The 21,499-nt window shown below is 44.2% G+C and carries 20 protein-coding genes and 1 other annotated feature; of the genes, 14 read left to right on the top strand and 6 right to left on the bottom strand.

Features of this window, described 5'->3' with window-relative positions; all coding sequences use genetic code 11:
- Positions 1-19: 19 nt before the first annotated feature.
- The 10 genes from AC2TF5_RS24565 (at position 20) to rbsB (ending at position 12,037) form a co-directional block, all read left to right on the top strand.
- The gene (locus AC2TF5_RS24565) at positions 20-910 is read left to right on the top strand and encodes an ABC transporter permease (RefSeq protein WP_208915925.1); all 891 of its coding nucleotides are present in this window, start codon (positions 20-22) and stop codon (positions 908-910) included.
- 17 nt (positions 911-927) lie between these two features.
- On the top strand, positions 928-1,806 hold the full coding sequence (locus tag AC2TF5_RS24560; RefSeq protein WP_241933837.1) for a carbohydrate ABC transporter permease: 879 nt from the start codon (positions 928-930) through the stop codon (positions 1,804-1,806).
- Between the two features lie 131 nt (positions 1,807-1,937).
- Entirely contained in the window at positions 1,938-3,605 is a 1,668-nt protein-coding gene (locus tag AC2TF5_RS24555; protein ID WP_491299714.1) for a glycoside hydrolase family 13 protein, read from the top strand.
- Positions 3,606-3,686: 81 nt separating this feature from the next.
- Positions 3,687-5,909, top strand: coding sequence for an amylo-alpha-1,6-glucosidase (locus tag AC2TF5_RS24550; protein ID WP_491299713.1), 2,223 nt, complete (start codon positions 3,687-3,689; stop codon positions 5,907-5,909).
- Positions 5,910-6,375: 466 nt separating this feature from the next.
- Entirely contained in the window at positions 6,376-7,365 is a 990-nt protein-coding gene (locus tag AC2TF5_RS24545; RefSeq protein ID WP_491299712.1) for a LacI family DNA-binding transcriptional regulator, read from the top strand.
- Entirely contained in the window at positions 7,358-8,236 is an 879-nt protein-coding gene (rbsK, locus tag AC2TF5_RS24540; RefSeq protein WP_491302986.1) for a ribokinase, read from the top strand. Before AC2TF5_RS24545 ends, rbsK begins: the two co-directional genes overlap by 8 nt.
- A 1-nt stretch (position 8,237) precedes the next feature.
- Positions 8,238-8,636, top strand: a complete 399-nt coding sequence (rbsD, locus tag AC2TF5_RS24535) for a D-ribose pyranase (protein WP_491299711.1) — start codon at positions 8,238-8,240, stop codon at positions 8,634-8,636.
- Between the two features lie 16 nt (positions 8,637-8,652).
- Positions 8,653-10,134: a sugar ABC transporter ATP-binding protein gene (locus AC2TF5_RS24530; protein WP_491299710.1), complete on the top strand. Its 1,482-nt coding sequence runs from the start codon at positions 8,653-8,655 to the stop codon at positions 10,132-10,134.
- A 1-nt stretch (position 10,135) separates the two neighbouring features.
- The gene (rbsC, locus tag AC2TF5_RS24525) at positions 10,136-11,104 is read left to right on the top strand and encodes a ribose ABC transporter permease RbsC (RefSeq protein WP_491299709.1); all 969 of its coding nucleotides are present in this window, start codon (positions 10,136-10,138) and stop codon (positions 11,102-11,104) included.
- A gap of 15 nt (positions 11,105-11,119) precedes the next feature.
- Positions 11,120-12,037 carry a ribose ABC transporter substrate-binding protein RbsB gene (gene rbsB / locus AC2TF5_RS24520; protein ID WP_491299708.1) on the top strand — a complete coding sequence of 306 codons (918 nt, stop codon included), beginning with the start codon at positions 11,120-11,122 and terminating at the stop codon, positions 12,035-12,037.
- Positions 12,038-12,129: 92 nt separating this feature from the next.
- On the opposite strand, the gene AC2TF5_RS24515 is transcribed toward rbsB, so the two are convergent.
- From AC2TF5_RS24515 to AC2TF5_RS24495, 5 genes are all read right to left on the bottom strand, one after another.
- The gene (locus tag AC2TF5_RS24515) at positions 12,130-12,948 is read right to left on the bottom strand and encodes a helix-turn-helix domain-containing protein (protein ID WP_491299707.1); all 819 of its coding nucleotides are present in this window, start codon (positions 12,946-12,948) and stop codon (positions 12,130-12,132) included.
- A gap of 304 nt (positions 12,949-13,252) precedes the next feature.
- Complete coding sequence (locus AC2TF5_RS24510) at positions 13,253-14,269, bottom strand: S66 family peptidase (RefSeq protein WP_491299706.1); 1,017 nt, start codon at positions 14,267-14,269, stop codon at positions 13,253-13,255.
- A 117-nt stretch (positions 14,270-14,386) separates the two neighbouring features.
- Complete coding sequence (locus AC2TF5_RS24505) at positions 14,387-15,307, bottom strand: aminoglycoside phosphotransferase family protein (protein WP_491299705.1); 921 nt, start codon at positions 15,305-15,307, stop codon at positions 14,387-14,389.
- Between the two features lie 372 nt (positions 15,308-15,679).
- A complete protein-coding gene (locus tag AC2TF5_RS24500) occupies positions 15,680-16,774 on the bottom strand; it encodes a Gfo/Idh/MocA family protein (RefSeq protein WP_491299704.1) in 1,095 nt (364 codons plus the stop codon).
- Between the two features lie 19 nt (positions 16,775-16,793).
- Complete coding sequence (locus tag AC2TF5_RS24495; RefSeq protein ID WP_491299703.1) at positions 16,794-17,534, bottom strand: ThuA domain-containing protein; 741 nt, start codon at positions 17,532-17,534, stop codon at positions 16,794-16,796.
- Positions 17,535-17,933: 399 nt separating this feature from the next.
- Here AC2TF5_RS24495 and AC2TF5_RS24490 point away from each other — a divergent pair, with 399 nt between their 5' ends.
- Both AC2TF5_RS24490 and AC2TF5_RS24485 read left to right on the top strand, forming a co-directional pair.
- Positions 17,934-18,227, top strand: coding sequence for a hypothetical protein (locus tag AC2TF5_RS24490; protein WP_491299702.1), 294 nt, complete (start codon positions 17,934-17,936; stop codon positions 18,225-18,227).
- 13 nt (positions 18,228-18,240) lie between these two features.
- A complete protein-coding gene (locus tag AC2TF5_RS24485) occupies positions 18,241-18,366 on the top strand; it encodes a hypothetical protein (protein WP_277883725.1) in 126 nt (41 codons plus the stop codon).
- Between the two features lie 53 nt (positions 18,367-18,419).
- Here the strand turns inward: AC2TF5_RS24485 and AC2TF5_RS24480 are convergent, their stop codons facing one another.
- Positions 18,420-18,710: a hypothetical protein gene (locus AC2TF5_RS24480; RefSeq protein ID WP_491299701.1), complete on the bottom strand. Its 291-nt coding sequence runs from the start codon at positions 18,708-18,710 to the stop codon at positions 18,420-18,422.
- Positions 18,711-18,947: 237 nt separating this feature from the next.
- Here AC2TF5_RS24480 and AC2TF5_RS24475 point away from each other — a divergent pair, with 237 nt between their 5' ends.
- Both AC2TF5_RS24475 and tyrS read left to right on the top strand, forming a co-directional pair.
- The gene (locus AC2TF5_RS24475) at positions 18,948-19,703 is read left to right on the top strand and encodes a MerR family transcriptional regulator (RefSeq protein WP_491299700.1); all 756 of its coding nucleotides are present in this window, start codon (positions 18,948-18,950) and stop codon (positions 19,701-19,703) included.
- 186 nt (positions 19,704-19,889) lie between these two features.
- Positions 19,890-20,110 (top strand) — a binding site (T-box leader).
- 94 nt (positions 20,111-20,204) lie between these two features.
- The gene (tyrS, locus tag AC2TF5_RS24470) at positions 20,205-21,467 is read left to right on the top strand and encodes a tyrosine--tRNA ligase (protein ID WP_491302985.1); all 1,263 of its coding nucleotides are present in this window, start codon (positions 20,205-20,207) and stop codon (positions 21,465-21,467) included.
- Positions 21,468-21,499 lie beyond the last annotated feature (32 nt).

Here is a 21,499-nt window from a genome sequence, read left to right as displayed (position 1 = left end):
GTGAAAGAGATGGTTCTTTATGAAGAATAAAAAAGATCAGTTAGCGTTTCACTCCATGCTTGGAGTAGGTATGATATTCCTGATTATTTTCTCATTCATCCCTATGTTTGGCATCGTGATGGCTTTTCAAGATTACGTTCCAGCTAAAGGGATCAAAGGTTCTGAATGGGTGGGATTAGAAAATTTTAAGTTCATGTTGCAAATTCCAGACAGTAAACAAATTTTCATCAATACGATTGTCATTGCTGTATGGAAAATTGTAGTGGGTACTTTCGTTTCTATTACTTTTGCATTGCTCTTGAATGAAATTCGTGTGAAATTTGCCAAGCGGTTCATGCAAACCGTTGTGTATTTGCCTAACTTCTTGTCATGGGCCGTACTAGCTACTGTAGTGATGAACATCTTCTCTTATGAAGGTCCGATTAACGCAATATTAGGATGGTTTGGTATAGATCCGATTTTATTTATGGCTAGTAATGAATGGTTTAGATCGATGTTGGTGGTATCCGATGTGTGGAAGGGATTCGGATATGGATCCATCATCTATCTGGCCTCTCTGACCTCGATTGATCCGGGGCAGTACGAAGCAGCATCCATTGATGGAGCAAACCGATTCAAACAGCTATGGTATATTACGTTGCCCGGCTTATTGCCTACGATTCTACTTGTTACAACTTTAAATCTGCCGAATGTATTGAATGCTGGTTTTGACCAAATTTTTAATCTTTATAATCCTTTGGTTTACGAAACTGCTGACATCATTGACACATATGTGTACCGGGTAGGTCTGGTAGAAAGACAATATAGTCTGGGAACAGCAGTCGGTCTCTTACGTTCCGTTGTCGGAATTATCTTGATTTTATCTGCGAATAAGTTGGCTCAAAAGCTGACAGATTATCGTATTTTCTAATTTAGGTGGTGTCTCTCATTACAATTCATAGTGTTAAAAGCCGCTTTGCCGACGCCATCATCTGGATCGTATTATTGGCGCTTACTTTATCCTGTCTCTTTCCATTACTTAATATGGTAGCTATTTCTTTAAGTGATAATGCAGCCGCATCCGCAAACTTAGTCGGTATTTTCCCGGTGAATTTCACATTTAGCTCATATGAAAAGTTGTTGTCAGATTCTCAGTTTTGGAGATCATTTATGATCTCAGTAGAGAGGGTGGTACTGGGTCTCGGTGTCAACATGACACTGATGATCCTTATGGCCTACCCATTATCCAAAAGCTCAAAACAATTCCGTGGGCAAAAAGTGTACATGAATGTCGTTATTTTTGCCATGTTGTTTTCTGGTGGACTCATCCCAACGTTCATGGTGGTAAAAGAGCTTAATCTACTCGATTCCATCTGGGCTTTGATTTTGCCGGGGGCTGTACCTATTGGTAATATGATCTTGCTTATGAACGCATTCCGAGCCGTTCCAAAATCTTTGGAAGAAGCTGCAAAGATTGACGGAGCCTCACAGTGGAGAATATTATCAGCTATTTATTTGCCAGTGGTATTGCCTACGCTTGCCACGGTCATGTTGTTCACCATAGTCGGTCATTGGAATGATTACTTCAGTGCATTGGTGTATATCAACAAAACGTCGAATTATCCGTTACAGACCTATATCCAACAATTAAGTGTGGAAGTTCAGAACATAACGGATCCAGCGAAGTTGGCTGAATATGCAAAAATCTCGGATAGAACCTTGAATTCCGCCAAAATCGTTGTTTCTACGTTGCCATTGCTGTTGATTTATCCTTTCATGCAAAAGTATTTTGTTTCAGGGATCGTAGTTGGTTCAGTTAAGGAATAGAGCATACTGTAATTTGGGGCTGCACTTTGTGTGTCATGGTGCAGCCCTTTTATTTTAACTAACAGCGATCGGAAGAATAATCCGCATTCGCAGTGATGCTTAGACTGCTATTGGAAAGGTTTTGAGAAATAATGAATCAAAAATGGTGGAAAGAAGCCGTAGCGTATCAAGTTTATCCTAGAAGTTTTATGGATTCCAACGGAGACGGTATTGGCGATCTACAAGGCATGATATCTAAGCTTGATTATATTAAGGATCTTGGTATCGATGTAATCTGGATTTGTCCGATGTACAAGTCTCCAAATGATGATAATGGATATGATATCAGTGATTATCAGGATATTATGGATGAATTCGGAACGATGGAGGATTTTGATCAACTGCTGGGTGAGGTCCACAACAGAGGAATGAAGCTAATCATTGATCTTGTCATTAATCATACCAGCGATGAACATCCGTGGTTTGTGGAATCTCGTTCTTCTAAAAACAATCCGAAGCGGGACTGGTACATCTGGAAAGATGGCATTAACGGCGATGAACCAAACAACTGGGAGAGTATTTTTAGTGGTTCTGCCTGGAAATATGACGAAACAACAGAACAATATTATCTTCATATATTCTCGGAAAAGCAGCCCGATCTTAACTGGGCTAATCGGGAAGTTCGGCAATCCATCTATCAGATGATTAACTGGTGGCTGGATAAAGGAATAGACGGATTCCGTGTGGATGCCATCAGCCATATTCATAAGGAAGACGGACTCATGGATATGGATAATCCTCTGGGTTTAAAATACGTACCTTCTTTCCAAAAGCATATGAATGTTAATGGTGTACAGACATATCTACAGGAATTAAAAGAAGAAACGTTTGCTAAGTATGACATTATGACGGTCGGGGAAGCCAACGGAGTCAATGTAGAAGATCAGGAGGATCTGCTGGATTGGATCTGTGAAACAAGAGGAAAGTTTAATATGGTGTTTCAGTTTGAGCATCTTGGACTCTGGACACAGACCGACGAAGGAAATCAGCTGGATATTCTAGGTCTCAAGAACACATTAACCAAATGGCAAAAATCTCTGGAAGGCATCGGCTGGAATGCCCTATTTATCGAGAATCACGATAAGCCGCGCACTGTGTCTACTTGGGGAAATGACAGCGAGTACAGGTATGAGAGCGCAACGGCTCTTGCGACAATGTACTTCCTGATGCAGGGAACTCCTTTTATATATCAGGGGCAAGAGATTGGGATGACAAACGTTAAATTTAACACCATTGAAGAGTATGATGATGTAGCCGACCGTAATATGTACCGGCAAAAACGGGAGGAAGGAGTTCCTCACGAAGATATTATGAAGATTATTTGGGCATCCAGTCGGGATAACTCGAGAACGCCAATGCAGTGGTCATCAGAAGAAAATGCAGGTTTTACAACAGGCAAACCTTGGCTTGGTGTGAACGAAAATTATAAGGATATCAACGTTCAGGATCAGCTTCAAAAAGAACATTCTGTTCTGGGCTTTTATAAGAAGATGATCGGAATGAAGAAGGACAACCATATTTTCACTTATGGTACCTATGATCTGATCATGCCGGATCATCCGGCGATCTACGCTTATACCCGAACTTTAGATGATCAGAAAGTTGTTGTCATCACTAACTTGACCGACACGGCTGCAAAGCTTGGTAAAGATGCTGATCTACTGAACTTGGCAGATGCAACATTGTTGCTGTCCAACTACGCAGATCACAATAATACAGGTACGCTGCAGCCTTATGAAGCAAGAGTATACGCGCTGTAGTTGTTGTAAACAGACGGTTACTTAGAACGAAAGGGCGGATATGAACGGATGAGCCGCATTTTCCAATCTGGGAGGTTAGCAATGATGAATGTCAAAGAGAAATCGATTTTAAATGAAATGAAAACGTTCGTAGCAAGAGATGATAATCGAAGCATTTCCTTTACCAACAAGGAAGCAGCTTTTTATTTTACCCAGTCTCACCTGACCAATCATCCGGAGCATGCTTATTTTGCAGGATTAAACATTGCGAAAAACAGAATTTTTCAAGGCTATCATTTATATGATGGCAGCAATAAGCTGGATAATCAAAATTCCAAAGTGTGTGTTTACCCATATAAAATGGTACGTGAGCATGGTGCTCTTACAGAAGAGCTTTGGATGCTAGATTATAAAAATGTGCTAGAAGTAAGCCTCACCGGTGCACAGCAGCAGATCGGTATTGAACTCTTAAGAGAAAATGTGAAGGCGGTTGGTCAAGAGGGCCATATCGTTATCTTCTCGTCTTTAACAGAAGGCTGGGTTATTGCTGTTGGCTCCAAGCAGCTTCAGCCTATTACTATTGAGGGGCAGATCATCTATGCGGATGCGAAGGATGAAGGCTTCTACATCGCTGCTGGCAAAACGGCAGCAGAAGCTGCAACTCTTTTGCAGGACACAATGAAGCAGGTCGATCAGCTTAAGGTTGAACGAGTCCGGCGCATGGAAAATCTACTTCTCCAGAATACGTATATGCGGAGCACGGATGAAACTCTGGAACTGGCTCATCGTTGGATGAACATTACGATGGATCAGCTAGTAACTAGACAGCAAGGAGACGGTATCTATGCCGGACTCCCTTGGTTTAATGAATATTGGGGACGGGATCAATTCATCTCGATGCCGGGGGCTGTTTTAGTTAGCGGGCAATTTGAAACGGCGAGAAATATTTTGCTTTCCTTTGCTAAATTTCAGAATACGGATAAGGATTCTAAATTTTTTGGCAGAGTACCTAATATTCTTGCTCCTGAAAATATCGATTACCATACAACAGACGGGACACCGCGCTTTATTATCCAGCTGCAGGATTATGTCAAATATTCCGGTGATACCGAAATTATTAAAGAGCTATATCCCGCTGTAATCAATAGCATTCAAGGATCTATGGATTACTGGATGGATGAAAAGGGCTACCTGATGCATGCTGACAATGAAACGTGGATGGATGCTCGGGATAGTGAGTTGCGTTCCTATTCTCCTAGGGATACGCGGGCTAATGATATTCAGGCGCTATGGTACAATCAGCTTCTTGCCGGTGTGTATTTTGCTGAGTATATGAATGATCAAGTAAATGCGGAGCAATGGAAGCGCATAGCAGAAAAATTGAAGATGAATTTTGAGAAGGATTACCGGGATTCACAGTATTCTTATCTGGCTGACAGACTGGATAAAGAAGGGATGCCGGAGTTTTCCTTGCGTCCTAATCAGCTCTTTGCCTTTGACATGTTTGATGACGAGGAATTTGCGTGTAAGGTAGTTCGTACGGCTTGGGAAGAGCTTGTATATCCTTGGGGAGTAGCTTCTCTGGACAGAAACCATCCGTTGTTTCATCCGTTTCACTTAACCCATCATTATCATAAAGATGCGGCTTATCATAACGGTGCTGTATGGATTTGGCTGAACGGAATCGCGATGCAGCGCATGATTGAGGTAGGAGCACAAGAAACAGCCTATCAGCTCTTTAAGAACATGAACTGGATGGCACTGAATAAAGGGGTTGTTGGTGGACTTTGTGAAAACATGGATGCCTACCCTCAAAAAGGTGAGAACTGGGCGAAGCTGACAGGTGCGTATCTTCAAGCATGGTCAAATGCTGAGCAGTTGCGGGTATGGTACCAATATTTCTTAGGCGTTCGTCCGGATTTGATTAACAATACACTTGCTCTCGCTCCGCGTATACCGGAGGAGATCAAGGATCTGGATTATACGATCAAAGTGGGTAATGGCCTCATTATAGCAAGTTATCATGCTGATTCCATAAAGGAATATCGTTATCAGTTCCAAGACATCTCGCTTACAGCGACTATTGATATTTCTCCTTTTGAAATCGTTGAGATGGAAGTTATCCCTGGTTCGGAGCTAGTGATAACTCAGGCTGACCGTACTTTAACGGTAACCTTGTGTGATGGTCAGAACAACACAATCAAGGAGATTGAAGCTTCCTGGTCTCAAGCACGTGCAGATCAGCGAGAAAGAAATCATGAAATACTGAAGGGTGTTTCCTTTGCTGAGCCGATGGATCTAAAAAATCATCCTGTAGTGAACTAGAGTCTGCTCTATCTGAAGAACGATAAAATGTTGATTTATCAGCGTTTTATTGTTCTTTTTTTGAGGATAACAAAAATTGCGATTTTAAATATTTGTAGCAATGTGACTACTCATATAATCCAACAAAATTAGTGAATGTTGTATAAAGTGCAACCATATTTCGAGATGTAGCGGCGAAGGGAGGATTGTTGCATGCAGTACAACAATAGGAATCGAAAACCGTTTATTTACCTCTTTCCAGAAGGGATTTTTGTATAATCTACAACAATATCAGTAGATATAGGTATTCTGCTCATATAGTGTTGTATTACATACAACATTACTTATCACCTCATGTTTGATCATTGCTGCAGCCAGCGATCGTGACAGTATCCCTCCAATTCCCATAATAAAAACGCTTGCAGACATAAAAATGATATGTTATGGTATACCTGTAACCGGTTACACATGAATGAGGTGGATTGAGATGGCAACAATTAAAGAAGTGGCAATGACAGCGGGTGTTTCTGTTGCAACAGTTTCAAGGGTTTTGAATCAAAATGGTTATGTCCATGAAGACACCCGCCGAAAAGTTGAAGAAGCCATTCGCCAGCTGAATTACACTCCGAATGAAGTAGCTCGTTCTTTATATAAAAAGAAATCCAAACTGATCGGATTATTGCTTCCGGATATTACGAATCCATATTTTCCACAGCTGGCTCGTGGTGTTGAAGACCAGATGCAGGAGAATGATTACCGATTGATTTTCGGAAACAGTGATGAGAGCCGGCAAAAGGAAATGGATTACATCCAGACCTTTATTCAGAACAATGTTGTTGGTGTGATTTCATCCACAAATGATCCCGATGCAGACATTTACGCAGGACTGAACATTCCAGTTGTATTTTTGGACAGAACCTCCAATGACCGCCCATCCGTTTACGCAGATGGCCGGGAAGGTGGAAGAATAGCCGCCCGGGAGATGGCTCGGCGCGGCAGCAAGCAGATTACCGTACTGCAAGGTCCGGCACATGTACGGCCCGCTATAGACCGTTTTGAAGGAGCGGTCGAGATTCTTCAAGAGCTGAACATTCCCTATGAGGTGCTCCTGACGACATCCTTTTCTTTAACCGAAGCAGAAGATTGGGCCAAGGAATTGTTTTACAAGTACCCGGACACCGACGGCATTATAGCCAGTAATGATATGGTTGCATCCGCTGTGCTGCAGGAAGCGCATCGGTTGGGGAAAAGGGTGCCGGAAGATGTGCAAATCATCGGTTTTGACGATATTCCATTAAGCAAGCTGCTTGCTCCATCTCTTTCTACGATTCATCAGCCCGCTTATGAAATGGGCCGGGAAGCAGCAGATTTGCTCATTCAATTGATTGAAGGACATCATGTAGAGCGTAACAGTATACAATATTCCGTGAAATTTATAGAACGTCAGACAACGAGAAAGGTGAATCATGATGGCTAAAATAACGGTAGTAGGAAGCACTGCGATGGATTTGGTAGTAACTACATCGAAACGTCCGGGAGCAGGAGAAACGGTGCTCGGTGAGAGCTTTAAGACAGTTCCCGGAGGTAAAGGCGCCAATCAGGCAGTCGCTGCTGCCAGACTTGGCGCAGAGGTTACAATGATCGGGTGTGTCGGAGATGATCATTTCGGCCAATTGCTCCTGAGCAATTATAAGTCGAACGGTGTTATTACAGACAATGTGGAACCGGTTACAGGTATGGAAACGGGAACAGCCCATATCGTTTTGGCTGAAGGGGATAACAGTATTGTTGTTGTCAAAGCGGCCAATGACCGGGTCACACCGGCGTATGTGGACCGAGCAGTAGATGTCATCAAGGCATCGGATATCGTTCTGATCCAACAAGAAATCCCGGAGGAGACGGTCGTTCATGTCAGTGAACTATGTGCGAAATATAACATTCCGCTCATGCTGAATCCCGCACCTGCCCGTCCAGTACCCCAGGTGGTGGTTGAACAGGCTGCTTACATTACGCCAAATGAACATGAAGCAGCCATTCTATTTGGAGAGGAACCGCTGGGTGAGGTGCTGCGCCGGTATCCGAACAAGCTGTTCGTAACCGAAGGGAAGAATGGGGTTCGGTATTTCGATGGGACACAGGAAGTTTTGGTGCCTGGATATAAAGTTGAAGCAGTAGATACAACTGGAGCAGGAGATACATTCAACGGAGCATTTGCTGTGGCACTAGCAGAAGGAATGAGTCTTCAGAACAGCTTGAAATTTGCCAACCGGGCAGCTTCCTTGTCCGTCATGAAATTCGGAGCACAGGGCGGTATGCCGACACGCAGTGAAGTTGAAGGGAGTCTTTAATATGAAAAAGAGTGGCATGCTAAACAGTCACATCTCAAAAGTACTGGCGGATCTGGGACATACCGATACGATCGTTGTTGGAGACGTTGGCCTTCCGATCCCGCCAGGGGTTCTGAAGATTGACCTTGCGCTAACGTTAGGGCAGCCAAGCTTCCGTGATGTAGTTGATGCGATTGCTGAGGATATGGTTATAGAGAAAGTAATTATTGCGGAAGAAATCAAAGCGGTAAATATGGAAACACTGCAATATATAAATGATCAGTTTAAAGATTGTACGATAGAGGCTTGCTCACATGAGCAGTTCAAGGAGCTAACTCGAAATGCCAAGGCTGTAATCCGTACGGGAGAAGCGAAGCCGTACGCGAATTGCATCTTACAGGCAGGCGTCAATTTCGGTTGAAAAGGAGGAAAGCATAATGAACATCGAGATGAAAAACATTCATAAATCCTTTGGTACGAACCGTGTTTTGACAGGCGTGGACTTTGATCTCCACGAAGGAGAAGTTCATGCATTAATGGGTGAGAACGGCGCAGGAAAGTCGACACTGATGAATATATTGACCGGCCTTCACAACCGGGATGAGGGAACGATTGTTATCGATGGGCAGGAAACGTATTTCGGAAGTCCGAAGGAAGCGGAAGAGAGAGGCGTTGCTTTTATCCACCAGGAGCTGAACATTTGGCCAGAGATGACCGTTCTTGACAACTTGTTTATCGGCAAGGAAATGACATCGAAATTCGGATTCCTCAACATGAAACAGATGAAAGCGTTAGCGAAGGAACAGTTCAATAAACTGTCTGTTACGATCCCGCTGGTGCAGGAGGCGGGGGAATGTTCCGTCGGCCAGAAGCAGATGATTGAAATCGCCAAGGCACTGATGACAGACGCTAAAGTTATTATTATGGATGAGCCAACAGCTGCTTTGACCGAGCGTGAAATTCAGAAGCTGTTTGAAGTGATCACTTCTTTGAAAAAAGAAGGCGTATCTATCGTGTATATCTCGCACCGGATGGAAGAGATCTTTGCCATCTGCGACCGGATTACGGTCATGCGGGACGGTAAAACGGTGGATACGAAAGCGATTTCAGAGACGAACTTTGATGAAGTCGTCAAGAAGATGGTTGGACGGGAGCTCACCGAGCGTTATCCAGCGCGCCATCCGAATATCGGAGACGTCGTGCTCGAAGTGAAGAATATCTCCGGCAAAGATCGATTTAAGGACGTAAGCTTTTCCGTTCACGCGGGAGAAATCGTCGGTATATCCGGACTGATGGGTGCAGGACGTACAGAAATGATGAGGGCAATCTTCGGCCTGGACCCGCTGGACAGCGGCGAGGTATGGGTTCGGGGCAAAAAGGTTGCCATCAAGAAACCCGATGATGCCGTTAAGCATGGCATTGGATTTATTACGGAAGACCGTAAAGATGAAGGATTGGTACTGGATTTCTCAGTACGTGAAAATATGGCTCTGACCAACTTGTTCAGCTTTTCTTCTAAAGGGTTTATCTCCGGGAAGAAGGAACAGGAATTTGTTGATACGCTGACGAAACGGTTGCAGATCAAGATGCATACGTCGGAGACAGCCGCACGTAATCTGTCGGGCGGCAACCAGCAGAAGGTTGTTATCGCTAAATGGATTGGTATTGGCCCAAGCGTCCTCATTCTGGATGAGCCAACACGCGGTGTGGATGTCGGGGCGAAGCGGGAAATTTATCAGTTGATGAATGAGCTGACGGAACGCGGCGTGGCGATCATTATGGTCTCCTCGGAGCTGCCCGAAGTGCTCGGCATGAGCGATCGCATTCTTGTCGTTCACGAGGGTAAGATTACCGGTGAATTGGACCGCGAACATGCGACACAGGAACATATCATGACTTTAGCTACAGGAGGGCAGTAACATGACAACAATAAATGACGCTAAGGCAGGAAAAGGTTTCAAAGTCTCTAACATGACGCAAAAGCTCGGTCCACTGCTCGGACTGATCATACTCATTGTTATTGTCTCCGTTCTGAATCCGAGCTTTTTGGAACCGCTTAATATCTTGAACCTGCTTCGCCAGGTATCCATTAATGCCCTGATTGCTTTCGGTATGACGTTTGTTATCCTGACAGGAGGCATTGACTTGTCGGTCGGATCCATATTGGCGCTGTCCAGTGCATTTGTTGCCAATATGATGGTGGCCGGGTTCGACCCGATTCTCGCGATTATTATCGGCTGTGCGCTCGGCGGTGTGATGGGTATGATCAACGGTCTTATGATCACGAAGGGTAAGATGGCTCCTTTTATTGCAACATTGGCAACGATGACGATTTTCAGAGGACTTACACTCGTTTATACGAATGGTAACCCGATTACAGGTCTCGGCGACAGTCTGGTATTCCAACTGTTCGGACGCGGTTATCTGTTTGGCATTCCAGTACCGGCAGTTACGATGATCATTACGTTTGCCGTACTGTGGGTCATCTTGCATAAAACTTCGTTTGGCCGCAAAACTTATGCGATTGGTGGTAACGAGAAAGCTTCACTTGTATCTGGTATTAAAGTACCGCGTGTAAAAATTATGATTTACTCCCTGGCAGGTATGTTGTCCGCTCTCGCAGGCGCGATTCTGACTTCCCGTCTGAATTCCGCACAGCCGACAGCAGGTAGTTCTTATGAATTGGATGCTATCGCAGCGGTAGTATTGGGCGGAACAAGTCTGTCGGGCGGACGAGGACGGATCGTTGGTACATTGATCGGTGTGCTTATTATCGGAACGCTGAATAACGGATTGAACCTGCTGGGTGTCAATTCCTTCTATCAGATGGTCGTCAAAGGTATCGTGATTGCGATTGCCGTCCTGCTCGACCGGAAAAAATCGGCTTAAGGGGGAGAACTAACGATGAAAAAAACAACTTTGTTCCTTGTATCATTGATGCTGATCTTCATGACAGGATGTTCGTTAGAGCCGCCAGAATGGGCTAAGCCCAAAGCGAGCGGTGATGTGAAAGATATGAAAATTGGGCTTTCAATTTCTACCCTTAACAATCCGTTCTTCGTATCGCTGAAAGACGGCGTTGTTACTGAAGCTGCCAAGCAGGGCATAGAAGTTGTCGTAGTCGATGCGCAAAACGACTCTGCTAAGCAGAGCAATGACGTGGACGACCTGATCCAGCAGGGTGTAAATGCACTCCTGATTAACCCTACGGATTCTTCTGCAATTTCTACGGTGGTGCAAACAGCAAACAGTCTGGGCATCCCGGTTATTACGCTGGACCGTTCGGCTGAGAAAGGCGATGTGGAAGCTCTGGTCGCTTCAGACAACATCAAGGGCGGTCAAATGGCTGCGGAATATATGGTGGAGCAGCTTGGCGAAGGTGCAAAGGTCATTGAGCTGGAAGGTGTACCGGGCGCTTCCGCAACCCGGGAGCGGGGTAAGGGATTTCATGACGTGGCTGATCAAAAACTGAAAGTGGTAGCCAAGCAGTCTGCGGATTTTGACCGAACCAAAGGCCTTAATGTTATGGAAAATCTGCTGCAAGGTAATCCGGATGTGAAGGCAGTTTTTGCCCATAACGATGAAATGGCTCTGGGTGCTATAGAGGCGATCCAAAGCTCCGGTAAAGACATTATGGTCATCGGTTTTGATGGTAATGATGATGCGCTTAACTCGATCAAGGCTGGCAAGCTGACTGCAACAATTGCACAGCAGCCCGAGTTGATCGGACAACTGGCTGTCCAGGCAGCTAAAGATGTGCAGCAGGGCAAAGCGGTTGAGAAAACGATTCCTGCTCCGTTGAAATTGGTAATAAAAGAATAGCAGCTGATAAAAGGAAAACGAATGAAAGCAGCCTGCTTTCCCGGTTTAATGGGGAGAGCAGGCTGCTTTTTGGCGGATTGACATTCCGCTATTTACTGATGTTGATCTCCCTTACGCAGGTCGGAGGGTGTTCGCCCCTTCAACGACTTATACACCCGGTTGAACGTCCGGATGCTTGTAAATCCGCAATCAAGCGCAATATCTGTAATGCTGGCATCCGTGGTTTCCAGTTGGATTTCCGCTAAAGAGATTCTTACGGTATTCAAGTAGGTTTTGAAGCTGATCCCGAGCGTCGATTTAAACGTCCGGCTAAAATGATGGGGATCCATGTTAAAATGCCGGGAAATCGAGTCCAGCGTTATTTCTGAACAGCAGTTTTCTTCTATGTAAGAAAGGATCTTCTGCATTCGGGCTCTTTGCTTATGAGGTTCTTTGTCCTTCGGAAGTGAAGGGATGGATCTTTGCAGAGAGCCGCACAGCTGAAGGATCATTCCCCTGATAATTAACGCTGAACCGGGTTCCGATTTGGTGCTCTCCGTAAGGATCGAAATCATGAGATCCCCTAGAGGCTGTGTTTTCTGGCTGTCGGTCAGGTAGGGGGAGGAGAACTGGAATTCACTGGGCCAGACACGTAATGCCCCTAGCAGGTCCGGTTTAAAAATAAGAATGATAACGTTCGAATCGGTCCCGCCATTCTCGTAGTAATGAATGTCATTACTCCCGCAAACGACAAACTGTCCTCCGGAAACCAGCCGTTTATCTTCGTTCACGCCGACGAACAGCGACCCCGACACCACATAAATGAGCTCAACTTCCGGATGGCAGTGAGCATGATATCTTAAATCGTTAGTTGAAAAAATCGTCATCGGCAGTTCACTGTCGAATTGCCAGTTCTGATAAAAAAACTTCATGCTTCATTACACCACCAAACATCGAATGGCCTAAAGGGTAAGCCCTTTTCAGCAATTACATCATAGATAGGATGACTGTATTTGTCCAGCAGGGGGAAGAGATGGAGAACAGTTCAATACAGGCCGCTACATGACGGAGGATCGAACCGAATTCTAAATAACAGTCCGGCTCTATCTAACGGGTTCTCCTTTTGGGTGCAAAAATTATTTTGCCGAGATAATTGGTAGCACTTTTGCCCATTAAAAAACGATAAAAAGACAGTTTAACGGCTGTCTTTTTATCGTTTTATAGGGAATAGAGTAATTATTGGTTAAAAGATTGCTTTACTGACCCTTTGCCATCTCCAACTTCAATCTCAGCATATGCCCCGTTTATGAAAGTTATTTGTGGTGGAACATGACCACAATCAATATCGTAGATTATTGGTATCTGCAACTCCTCATATAGCTCTGTGTAAATATCCTCTGCTGTATAATTGTCAATAGCTTGATTTGCATCGCTTCTTCCAAACAGAAGACCCGTACAGTTATCAAACCAACCAGCTAATTTCATCTGAACCAAAGACCTGCGTAAATCAGTCGTTGATAGTTCGCAATTCTCTAAATACCATAAAATAGGTTCATTATTAATATGATTCTTTTGAAAATGTTGTACATCACCGAACGGCGTGCCAATTACATGTCTTATCACATCGATACACCCACCAAGTAAGCGACCCTGTATTTTCACATTAGCATTCGAAATAACTTTCCAATATGTTTGTTCTGTTAGATGAAAGACGCATGGTGAAGGGTCAGAGTGTTTCCATTCCTTTTGATATTGTTCTGATGATTGTTGGATCATTGATTCGCCAGTTTTAGTTGATAAGGCAGATTGCCACATTGCAGTTGTGTTATCTGAGAAATCTCCTCTTAAATCAATGAGATTTGGACCATGAGCAGTTGCTATGCCTGTTTTTAAGGTTATTGCTAACAATAATCCACTTATATCTGAATAACCTAAAATCCACTTACTCTTTAAATTTTCAAAATCAATGTATTCAAGAATTTCGATTAAAAGTTCGCCACCCCAAGGTGGGATGATAATACTGATGTAATCATCTCTCATCATTTCATTGAATTCAGTAGCGCGTAATTTGGCTGGCGAAGACTTTGCCTTTTCTTGAGTCCAAACCGTTTCTCCACAAATAACGTTGAATCCCTTCATTTTCATACGATTACATGAAAGTTTAAGTAAATCATGTAATTCGACTTTTACCCCTGACGAGGGTGCGGTTACACCAATTGTTGCTCCTTCTTCTAAAGACGGATATCTAATCATTATTGTCACCTTCTCCAGTTTACATTATTTTACTGAATAGATTCGTGTGAAGCAATATGTTTCAATGATAGCATAGAAATGAGAATCCGTTAGGCTCATAACAGCCGAACCGTGTTATTATTTCAACAAAGTCTTCAACCGCTCTTTCATATAATCATAGCTTGGTCTTGAATCCTGTTTCGCATAAAAGCGAAGCCCGTCAATGGCCTTAACCAGCATATAACAGCGCAGCCGTTCCTCAAAATGAGGGATGTCAATTTTGTTAGCGTAGCATACATCTCTTACTTTTTGAGGGAAATCCAGTGTAGAAGACCAGAAATGCAGACCGGCAACATCAAACATAAAATCACCATGCATAGCCATCTCCCAATCCACGATCCCCGTAACCTTGCTACCATCAGAGAGCATGTTGCCTAAATGAAAGTCACCGTGCACAAGGAGCGGACTGTCAGGGGCATATTGCAGCAGCTCCATCATAGCCGAGTATCCTTCTTCGAACAGCGGCCTTTCCAGAAAGCTTTCGTCATATAACCGAGTCCAGTCTTGATAGAAGTCATTCGGATCAATCTTAAAAAGTGTTTCAATCGTTTCAACCCATGATGTAGGTGAGGTGCTGCCCTCCGGTGATATCCATCCGTAACCTTGGGAACGGTCAATGTTCAGTTGACCTAACGCGACCAAATGTTTAGCGACATCTTTCAATATGATTTCTTGTTGGGATGGAGGAAAGGTGCTTATAGGTTTTCCGTGCGCCTTATCGCTTATGGCAAAGAATACCTCGTCGATTTCCCCGACCTTCACAACCTTAGGAATAGGCAACCGAGAACCATAAGTCTGGTACATATAGCGTGCCTTTTCCAGTGATTCCTTCGTTTCTTTAAAATGGGCCACGTAAGGGCGGCCATTCCAATCGAAGCTGAACACTCTGCTGAGTTCTCCCATTTCAATGAGGGACAGGTTGCTTACGGAGCTGCCGAGGATCGTCGTCAATTTCTCTTTAGCGACATGAATATCCATACTTAACTTAAACGATTTCAAAAGACCATCTCCATTCAAAAAGTGGTTTGATGAACTCGGTCAACAGAACGCAAAAAAGCCGTGACGAACCCTCTTAGGATCAGTCACGGCGTAGAACCGTTTTAGACAGAAATAAAAAAGCCTGCTAAAGCGATGCATTCCAATCGGCGTTATGATGATCGAGTTCTTCTGATAGCATCATGCTTGAAGTCCATAACAAAGTGAACCCCCGTACAGGAGTTAGTTCGTTTCAAGCATAAAGCGTTATTCAATTTATCATTATTGAATAACAATCAGGAACACGGTCATCATCATGATTGGAACACCTCCGTTTTTTGGTTAGATATATTGTATTTCAGCATGCTCAAAAAGACAATGACGAATCGAATGAAATCACGAAGTAAACGAAAGCTCCGCCATAGGCACGGCAGGTTCACATGTGCTCTTCATATCATAATAGCTGCCCGAATCGGATGAGAGGTGGAAGGCCCACATCGCTTCCAGCACATGATAGGCTAGCTCGCCATTCGCACGGTGCTTTCGCTGATGCAGCAAGGCGTCAGCCATATCGGCAGGTCCGATTCCACGGCTGTTTCCGTCATATCCCTGGACAAGAGGCTGTTCCGTCCATTGCTCCTGACCGAGCCTCCGGTACATGACCTTTCCGTCAAATCCGTTCGGATCAGGCACGATCAGGCTGCCCTTCGTGCCATGAATTTCAATATGAGGGAGCGTGCTTCCTCCGAAAATATCGAAGCTCGTAATGAGGGTGGCCACGGCTCCACTATGGAACTGCATCGTACCGGCCACATGGGTTGGGATATCCACAGGAATGCTTTTGCCATGCTTCTTCTGGCTCGTAATCGTTCGTTCCGTCAGGGCTTTACTCGTAATGCCGGCAACTCTGTGGACAGGACCGAGCAGCTGAACGAGTGCCGTTAAATAATATGGTCCCATATCGAACATTGGACCTCCGCCTTCTGCATAATAAAACTCCGGATCAGGATGCCAATGCTCGTGACCGCGGCTCATCATGAACGCTGTAGCCGAAACAGGACGGCCAATGGTTCCGTCAGAAATCAATTTCAGAGCGGTCTGGATACCGGCACCAAGGAATGTATCCGGGGCGCTTCCGACAAGCAGACCTTTTTGCGCAGCTGTATCCAGTACTTTACGTCCTTGCTCGAGCGTCAGAGTCAGCGGCTTCTCAACATAGACGTGCTTCCCGGCTTCCAGAGCCAGAAGGCTCACTTCGGCGTGTACGGCCGGAATTGTCAGATTGATCACCAGTTTAATCTCAGGATGGGCGAGAAGTTCCTCTGTTGTACAGGCTAAAGGGATGTCATATTTATCCGCTTGAGCTTTGGCTTTGTCGAGATCGAGATCAGCACACGCGATGAGGTCCAGTACTGCGAACTTTTTGCAGTTTTCCATGTAAATGTTGCTGATATTTCCGCAACCGATAATTCCAGCTTTTATGGTTTGCATTGTAGTCGTCTCCTTTTCATCAATCCATTTGACTGTCGTCCATGCCGCTGTAAATGTTAGCTTTTGAGCCGGACTCTGATCCCACATTCGCCTCTACAGCCGCCTTCCCTTCAGCAGCCCATAATAGTCCACGGGTCATCAATTCCTTAACACTCGGCATCTCAATGATGCCGGCATGATGGCCAAGCGAGTTGTAGTACACTCTTCCGTGGCCCCAACGCTTTGTCCATACAGCAGGCATATCTACGGCTTTATTAAACCGGTGAGGACCGTCGGCTATAGGAAAACGGGTAGTGGCAAGCACTTCAACCGCGGGGTCTACATGTAAGTAATATTGCTCTGATTCTACTATGAAGTCTTCCATTCCCTGAACCAGAGGGCTGGAGCTTTGTTTTATTTCCACGGTATATTTCACGCCGTCGTTGCCGGGGTGCGCCACCCACTGCCCTCCGGTCATAAATTGCCAGTCCACATTGTTACGGAAAGCATCACACATCCCGCCGTGGCATCCTGCTAGTCCAGTCCCGCCCTGTACCGCTTCGGAAACGTTGTTCACATACTCCTGCGAGATCTCTCCCATCGTCCATACTGGAACGATCAGATCGAGGCTTTTCAGCTTGGCCCCATCTCCAAAAGCATCAAGCGTGTCAGATACTTCTACTTGAAACTGATGTGCTTCTAAAATATTTGCGAAAATAGCTGCGATTTGCTGCGGCTCATGACCATCCCAGCCTCCCCAAACGATCAGTGCTTTTTTCATTTGTGATAACACTCCCCAAGTTGTTATAATTCAGAATTTTTACCCAGTGGCGTTCCTGTATAGACAAATCTACGGCTTAACCTCCCTAGGAATGATCGAAAGTAAGCCATGGCGTTGTTGCAACGCTTTCATTATAGGAAATACAGAAATAATTCTCTCGCCAGTTTATGTTTTGATATGGACAAAAATTGTAGTACGGACTGTTATTTAATATTTCTCGTAGAAACGGCCACCGTCTTTATAAGGACAGCAGTACCGTTTCTACTTGGTTTGTGCCCATTTTAATCAAACATTTACTGCAGTTTAAGTGTCTCATAACGTTCTATTAAGCTTACTCTCAGGTTAAGGCTATATACTTTGAAATATAAGACGTAACAACACATGAAGGAGTGATGAGAGATGATTTATATAGGTAAAACATTAATTACAGGGAGTTTATTAGCTAGCTTGGTCCTTGGAGGAGCCGCTTATCTGCAGAACGATACATTAGCTGACAGTACAGATACCTCTAGCAAGGCTACCAATCTGGCTGTGTCGGACAAGGTTAAGAAAGTTGCGGGTGATAAGATCGGGGAGGGTGGCAGTAAAATGGGACACGGCAAGGAAAACCGGACGGATACAGCGACTAAGGACATAAGCGAGGTCGAACTGATCCAAAAGCTGATAGAAAACATGACAGAGTCGCAAAAATAGGAGATGAACGAACATGCAGCGCCGGGTTAAAAGTGGAATCAACAACAGAAACCAAGGCAGAGGAGGAGTTCATGAAGAAAAAATGGGGGGAGACGGACTCACTGGTGTGGTGCAGATGAGTCTGTTAACTCCGTTCTGAGGGGGCGAAATCGTTATCCGCACATGGATACGCCACCATCATACATTGAAATCCTACACCCCAACCAAGTGAAGAGATTTTGATATCATGTAAGGATATATTGGATACTTGTCATCAACTAGAACTCCATTTTTATGATGTCCACAAGAAAAGTGTTCGCTCATTGCGTTTGGAATTGACTGATTTATCGTGCTATTTTTCATATTTAACGGCTCAAATACAAGTTCATTCATTACTACTTCAAAAGGCTTTCCAGAAACTAGGACATTATGAATTAGAGCAATACTTAAACCGCTTACATTATAATGCTCCATCCGTTTAATCATATTAATATTTAATTCCATATCCCCAATCATCCTCCCTATTTCTCTACACTATAGAACATTGGTTCGTGTCTTAACGACATTATTTAATACAAAATTTACAAGATATAAGCAATTAATCATTTGAAAAAATTCAGATAAAAGCAGTCGTCCACTGTTAGAATACACCCAAGAACGTTTTTCTTTTGAATGGGAAAAATAGATGTTGACCTTAACGTTACGTAAAGGTGTACAGTGGAATTGTCAGGAGGTGAACTCATGGAGTATACCATTCAGAAGCTGGGGCATCTGGCTGGGATCAGTACGAGAACCCTGCGATATTACGATGAGATTGACATTCTTAAGCCGGCCAGAATCAATTCGTCAGGCTACCGTATTTACGGCCAGTTCGAGGTGGACCAACTGCAGCAAATTTTGTTTTACAGGGAACTCGGACTTCAGCTGGACCAGATTAAGCAGATCATCACCTCGCCTTCTTTTGATAGCGTACACGCTCTTAAACAGCACCGTGAGCAGCTCCGGTACAAAAGAAGACAGTTGGATTTGCTTATTGAGAATGTGAATAAGACGATAGCATCCACGGAAGGGAGATGTACAATGAGTGATCAAGAGAAATTCGAAGGCTTCAAGGAAAAAATGATAGATGATAACGAGAAAAAATATGGTAAAGAGATTCGTGGAAAATATGGTGATGAGACTGTTGACCAATCCAATACCAAACTGAAAAATATGACGCAGGAGCAGCACGAAAGGGTGACCCGTTTGGCTGAAGAGGTGAAGAGTACGCTCGCACAGGCTTTCAAACAGGGTGATCCGGCAGGGGAACTGGCTCAAAAGGCCGCGGACTTGCATAAACAATGGCTGACCTTCTATTGGAACAAGTATAGCAAAGAAGCACATGCCGGTTTGGCCCAAATGTATGTTGATGATGAACGCTTTAAAGCCTACTATGATGCAGAACAACCGGGAAGCGCTGAATTTTTGAGAGATGCGATTCTCATTTATACGCGATGATATAGTATGGGGGAGAACCACTTAGCAAGGGGAAATATGGATAAATAATATGCTAAATTATGCAAATAATAAAGATAATTCTTATAAGGTAAAAGTTGATGATCAAAATCTTATTAGGTAGGATTTTGGAAAATAGGTGTTGACAAACCCTATGTACAGTACTAAGATGACACTAATCTAATATTGGATAACACGATGAAAGAGCGAAGTAGCAATTTTGTCCCTGTACTCAGAAAGCCAGGGGTCGATGCGACCTGGCACACACACAATTGCGAATTACACTCTGGAGGATCTTAGGTAACGCTAAGCGGTTTGGCAATCGATATTATTGCCGAGAGTGGTATTAACAGTGACTGCAGCCTGTTAATACAATTTGGGTGGTAACACGGTTAATAATCGTCCCTATGTCTGTAAAGACTAGGCGACGATTTTTTTGTTTTTCTTAATTTTTTTATCAACACACTAACTTAAAATAAATTACCAAGGGAGCGAACCAAAATGATGAACATTATCGATGAACTGGAATGGCGCGGAGCCATCAATCAACAAACAGATGCAGAGGGATTGCGTAAACTTACAAACGAGAAATCGGTATCGCTATACTGCGGGGTTGACCCGACCGGAGACAGTATGCACATCGGTCACTTGATTCCCTTTATGATGCTGAAACGTTTCCAGATGGCTGGTCACCGTCCTGTTATTCTGATTGGCGGAGCGACTGGCACCATCGGTGACCCAAGCGGCAGAACTTCAGAACGCACATTGCAAACAATGGATCAAGTTCAGAATAACGTTGATGCTCTGACAGCACAAATGAAGAAACTGTTTGTCAACGAGGGTGACACGGGATTACGCATGGTGAACAACTTTGATTGGACACATAACTTAACGATATTGGATTTCCTTCGTGACTTCGGGAAAAACTTCAGTGTAAACACGATGTTGGCCAAAGATATCGTTGCAAGCCGTCTTGATAGTGGAATTTCGTTTACCGAATTCTCATACCAGATTCTTCAATCCATGGACTTCCATCACTTGTTCACACAATTAGATGTGCAGCTTCAGATCGGAGGGGCAGATCAATGGGGTAATATTACAAGTGGTCTTGACCTTATTCGTAAAAAAGAAGGTTCAGAAGCGAAAGCATTTGGTCTCACCATTCCATTAATGCTTAAAGCGGATGGTACGAAGTTTGGTAAAACTGCCGGTGGTGCTATCTGGCTGGATCCGAACAAGACGACTCCATTTGAATTCTACCAGTTCTGGGCAAACACAGACGACCGTGACGTTATCAGATACCTGAAATTCTTCACTTTCCTGACCAAAGAACAAATCGATGAGCTGGAAGTCAAGGTACAGACCGAACCGCATAAACGTGAAGCGCAGCTTAAACTGGCTGAAGAAATGACGAGATTCGTTCACAGTGAAGAAGCCCTGATACAAGCTCAGAAAATTACACAAGCTCTGTTCAGCGGAGAAATTAAGTCGCTGACAGCCGATGAAATCGAGCAAGGCTTCAAAGAAATGCCGACATTCCATGCTTCGAAAGAATCTAAAAATATCATCGATTGGTTGGTTGATTTAGGCATTGAGCCTTCCAAACGTCAAGCACGTGAAGATGTTACCAAGGGTGCGATCTCTATGAATGGAGAGAAGGTCACCGATGTGGATATGGAAGTTTCAGTGGATAACTCCTTTGATGGACGGTTCATTATTATTCGCAAAGGCAAAAAGAACTACAGCCTGGTGAAATTGGGAGAATAGCTTTTTAGCTATTCTCCACCCCATCGCTTGTG

This window comes from Paenibacillus sp. JNUCC 34 (assembly GCF_058269055.1).
The sequence above is the reverse complement of the archived record's forward strand: the minus strand, read 5'-3'. Positions and strand labels throughout refer to the sequence as shown.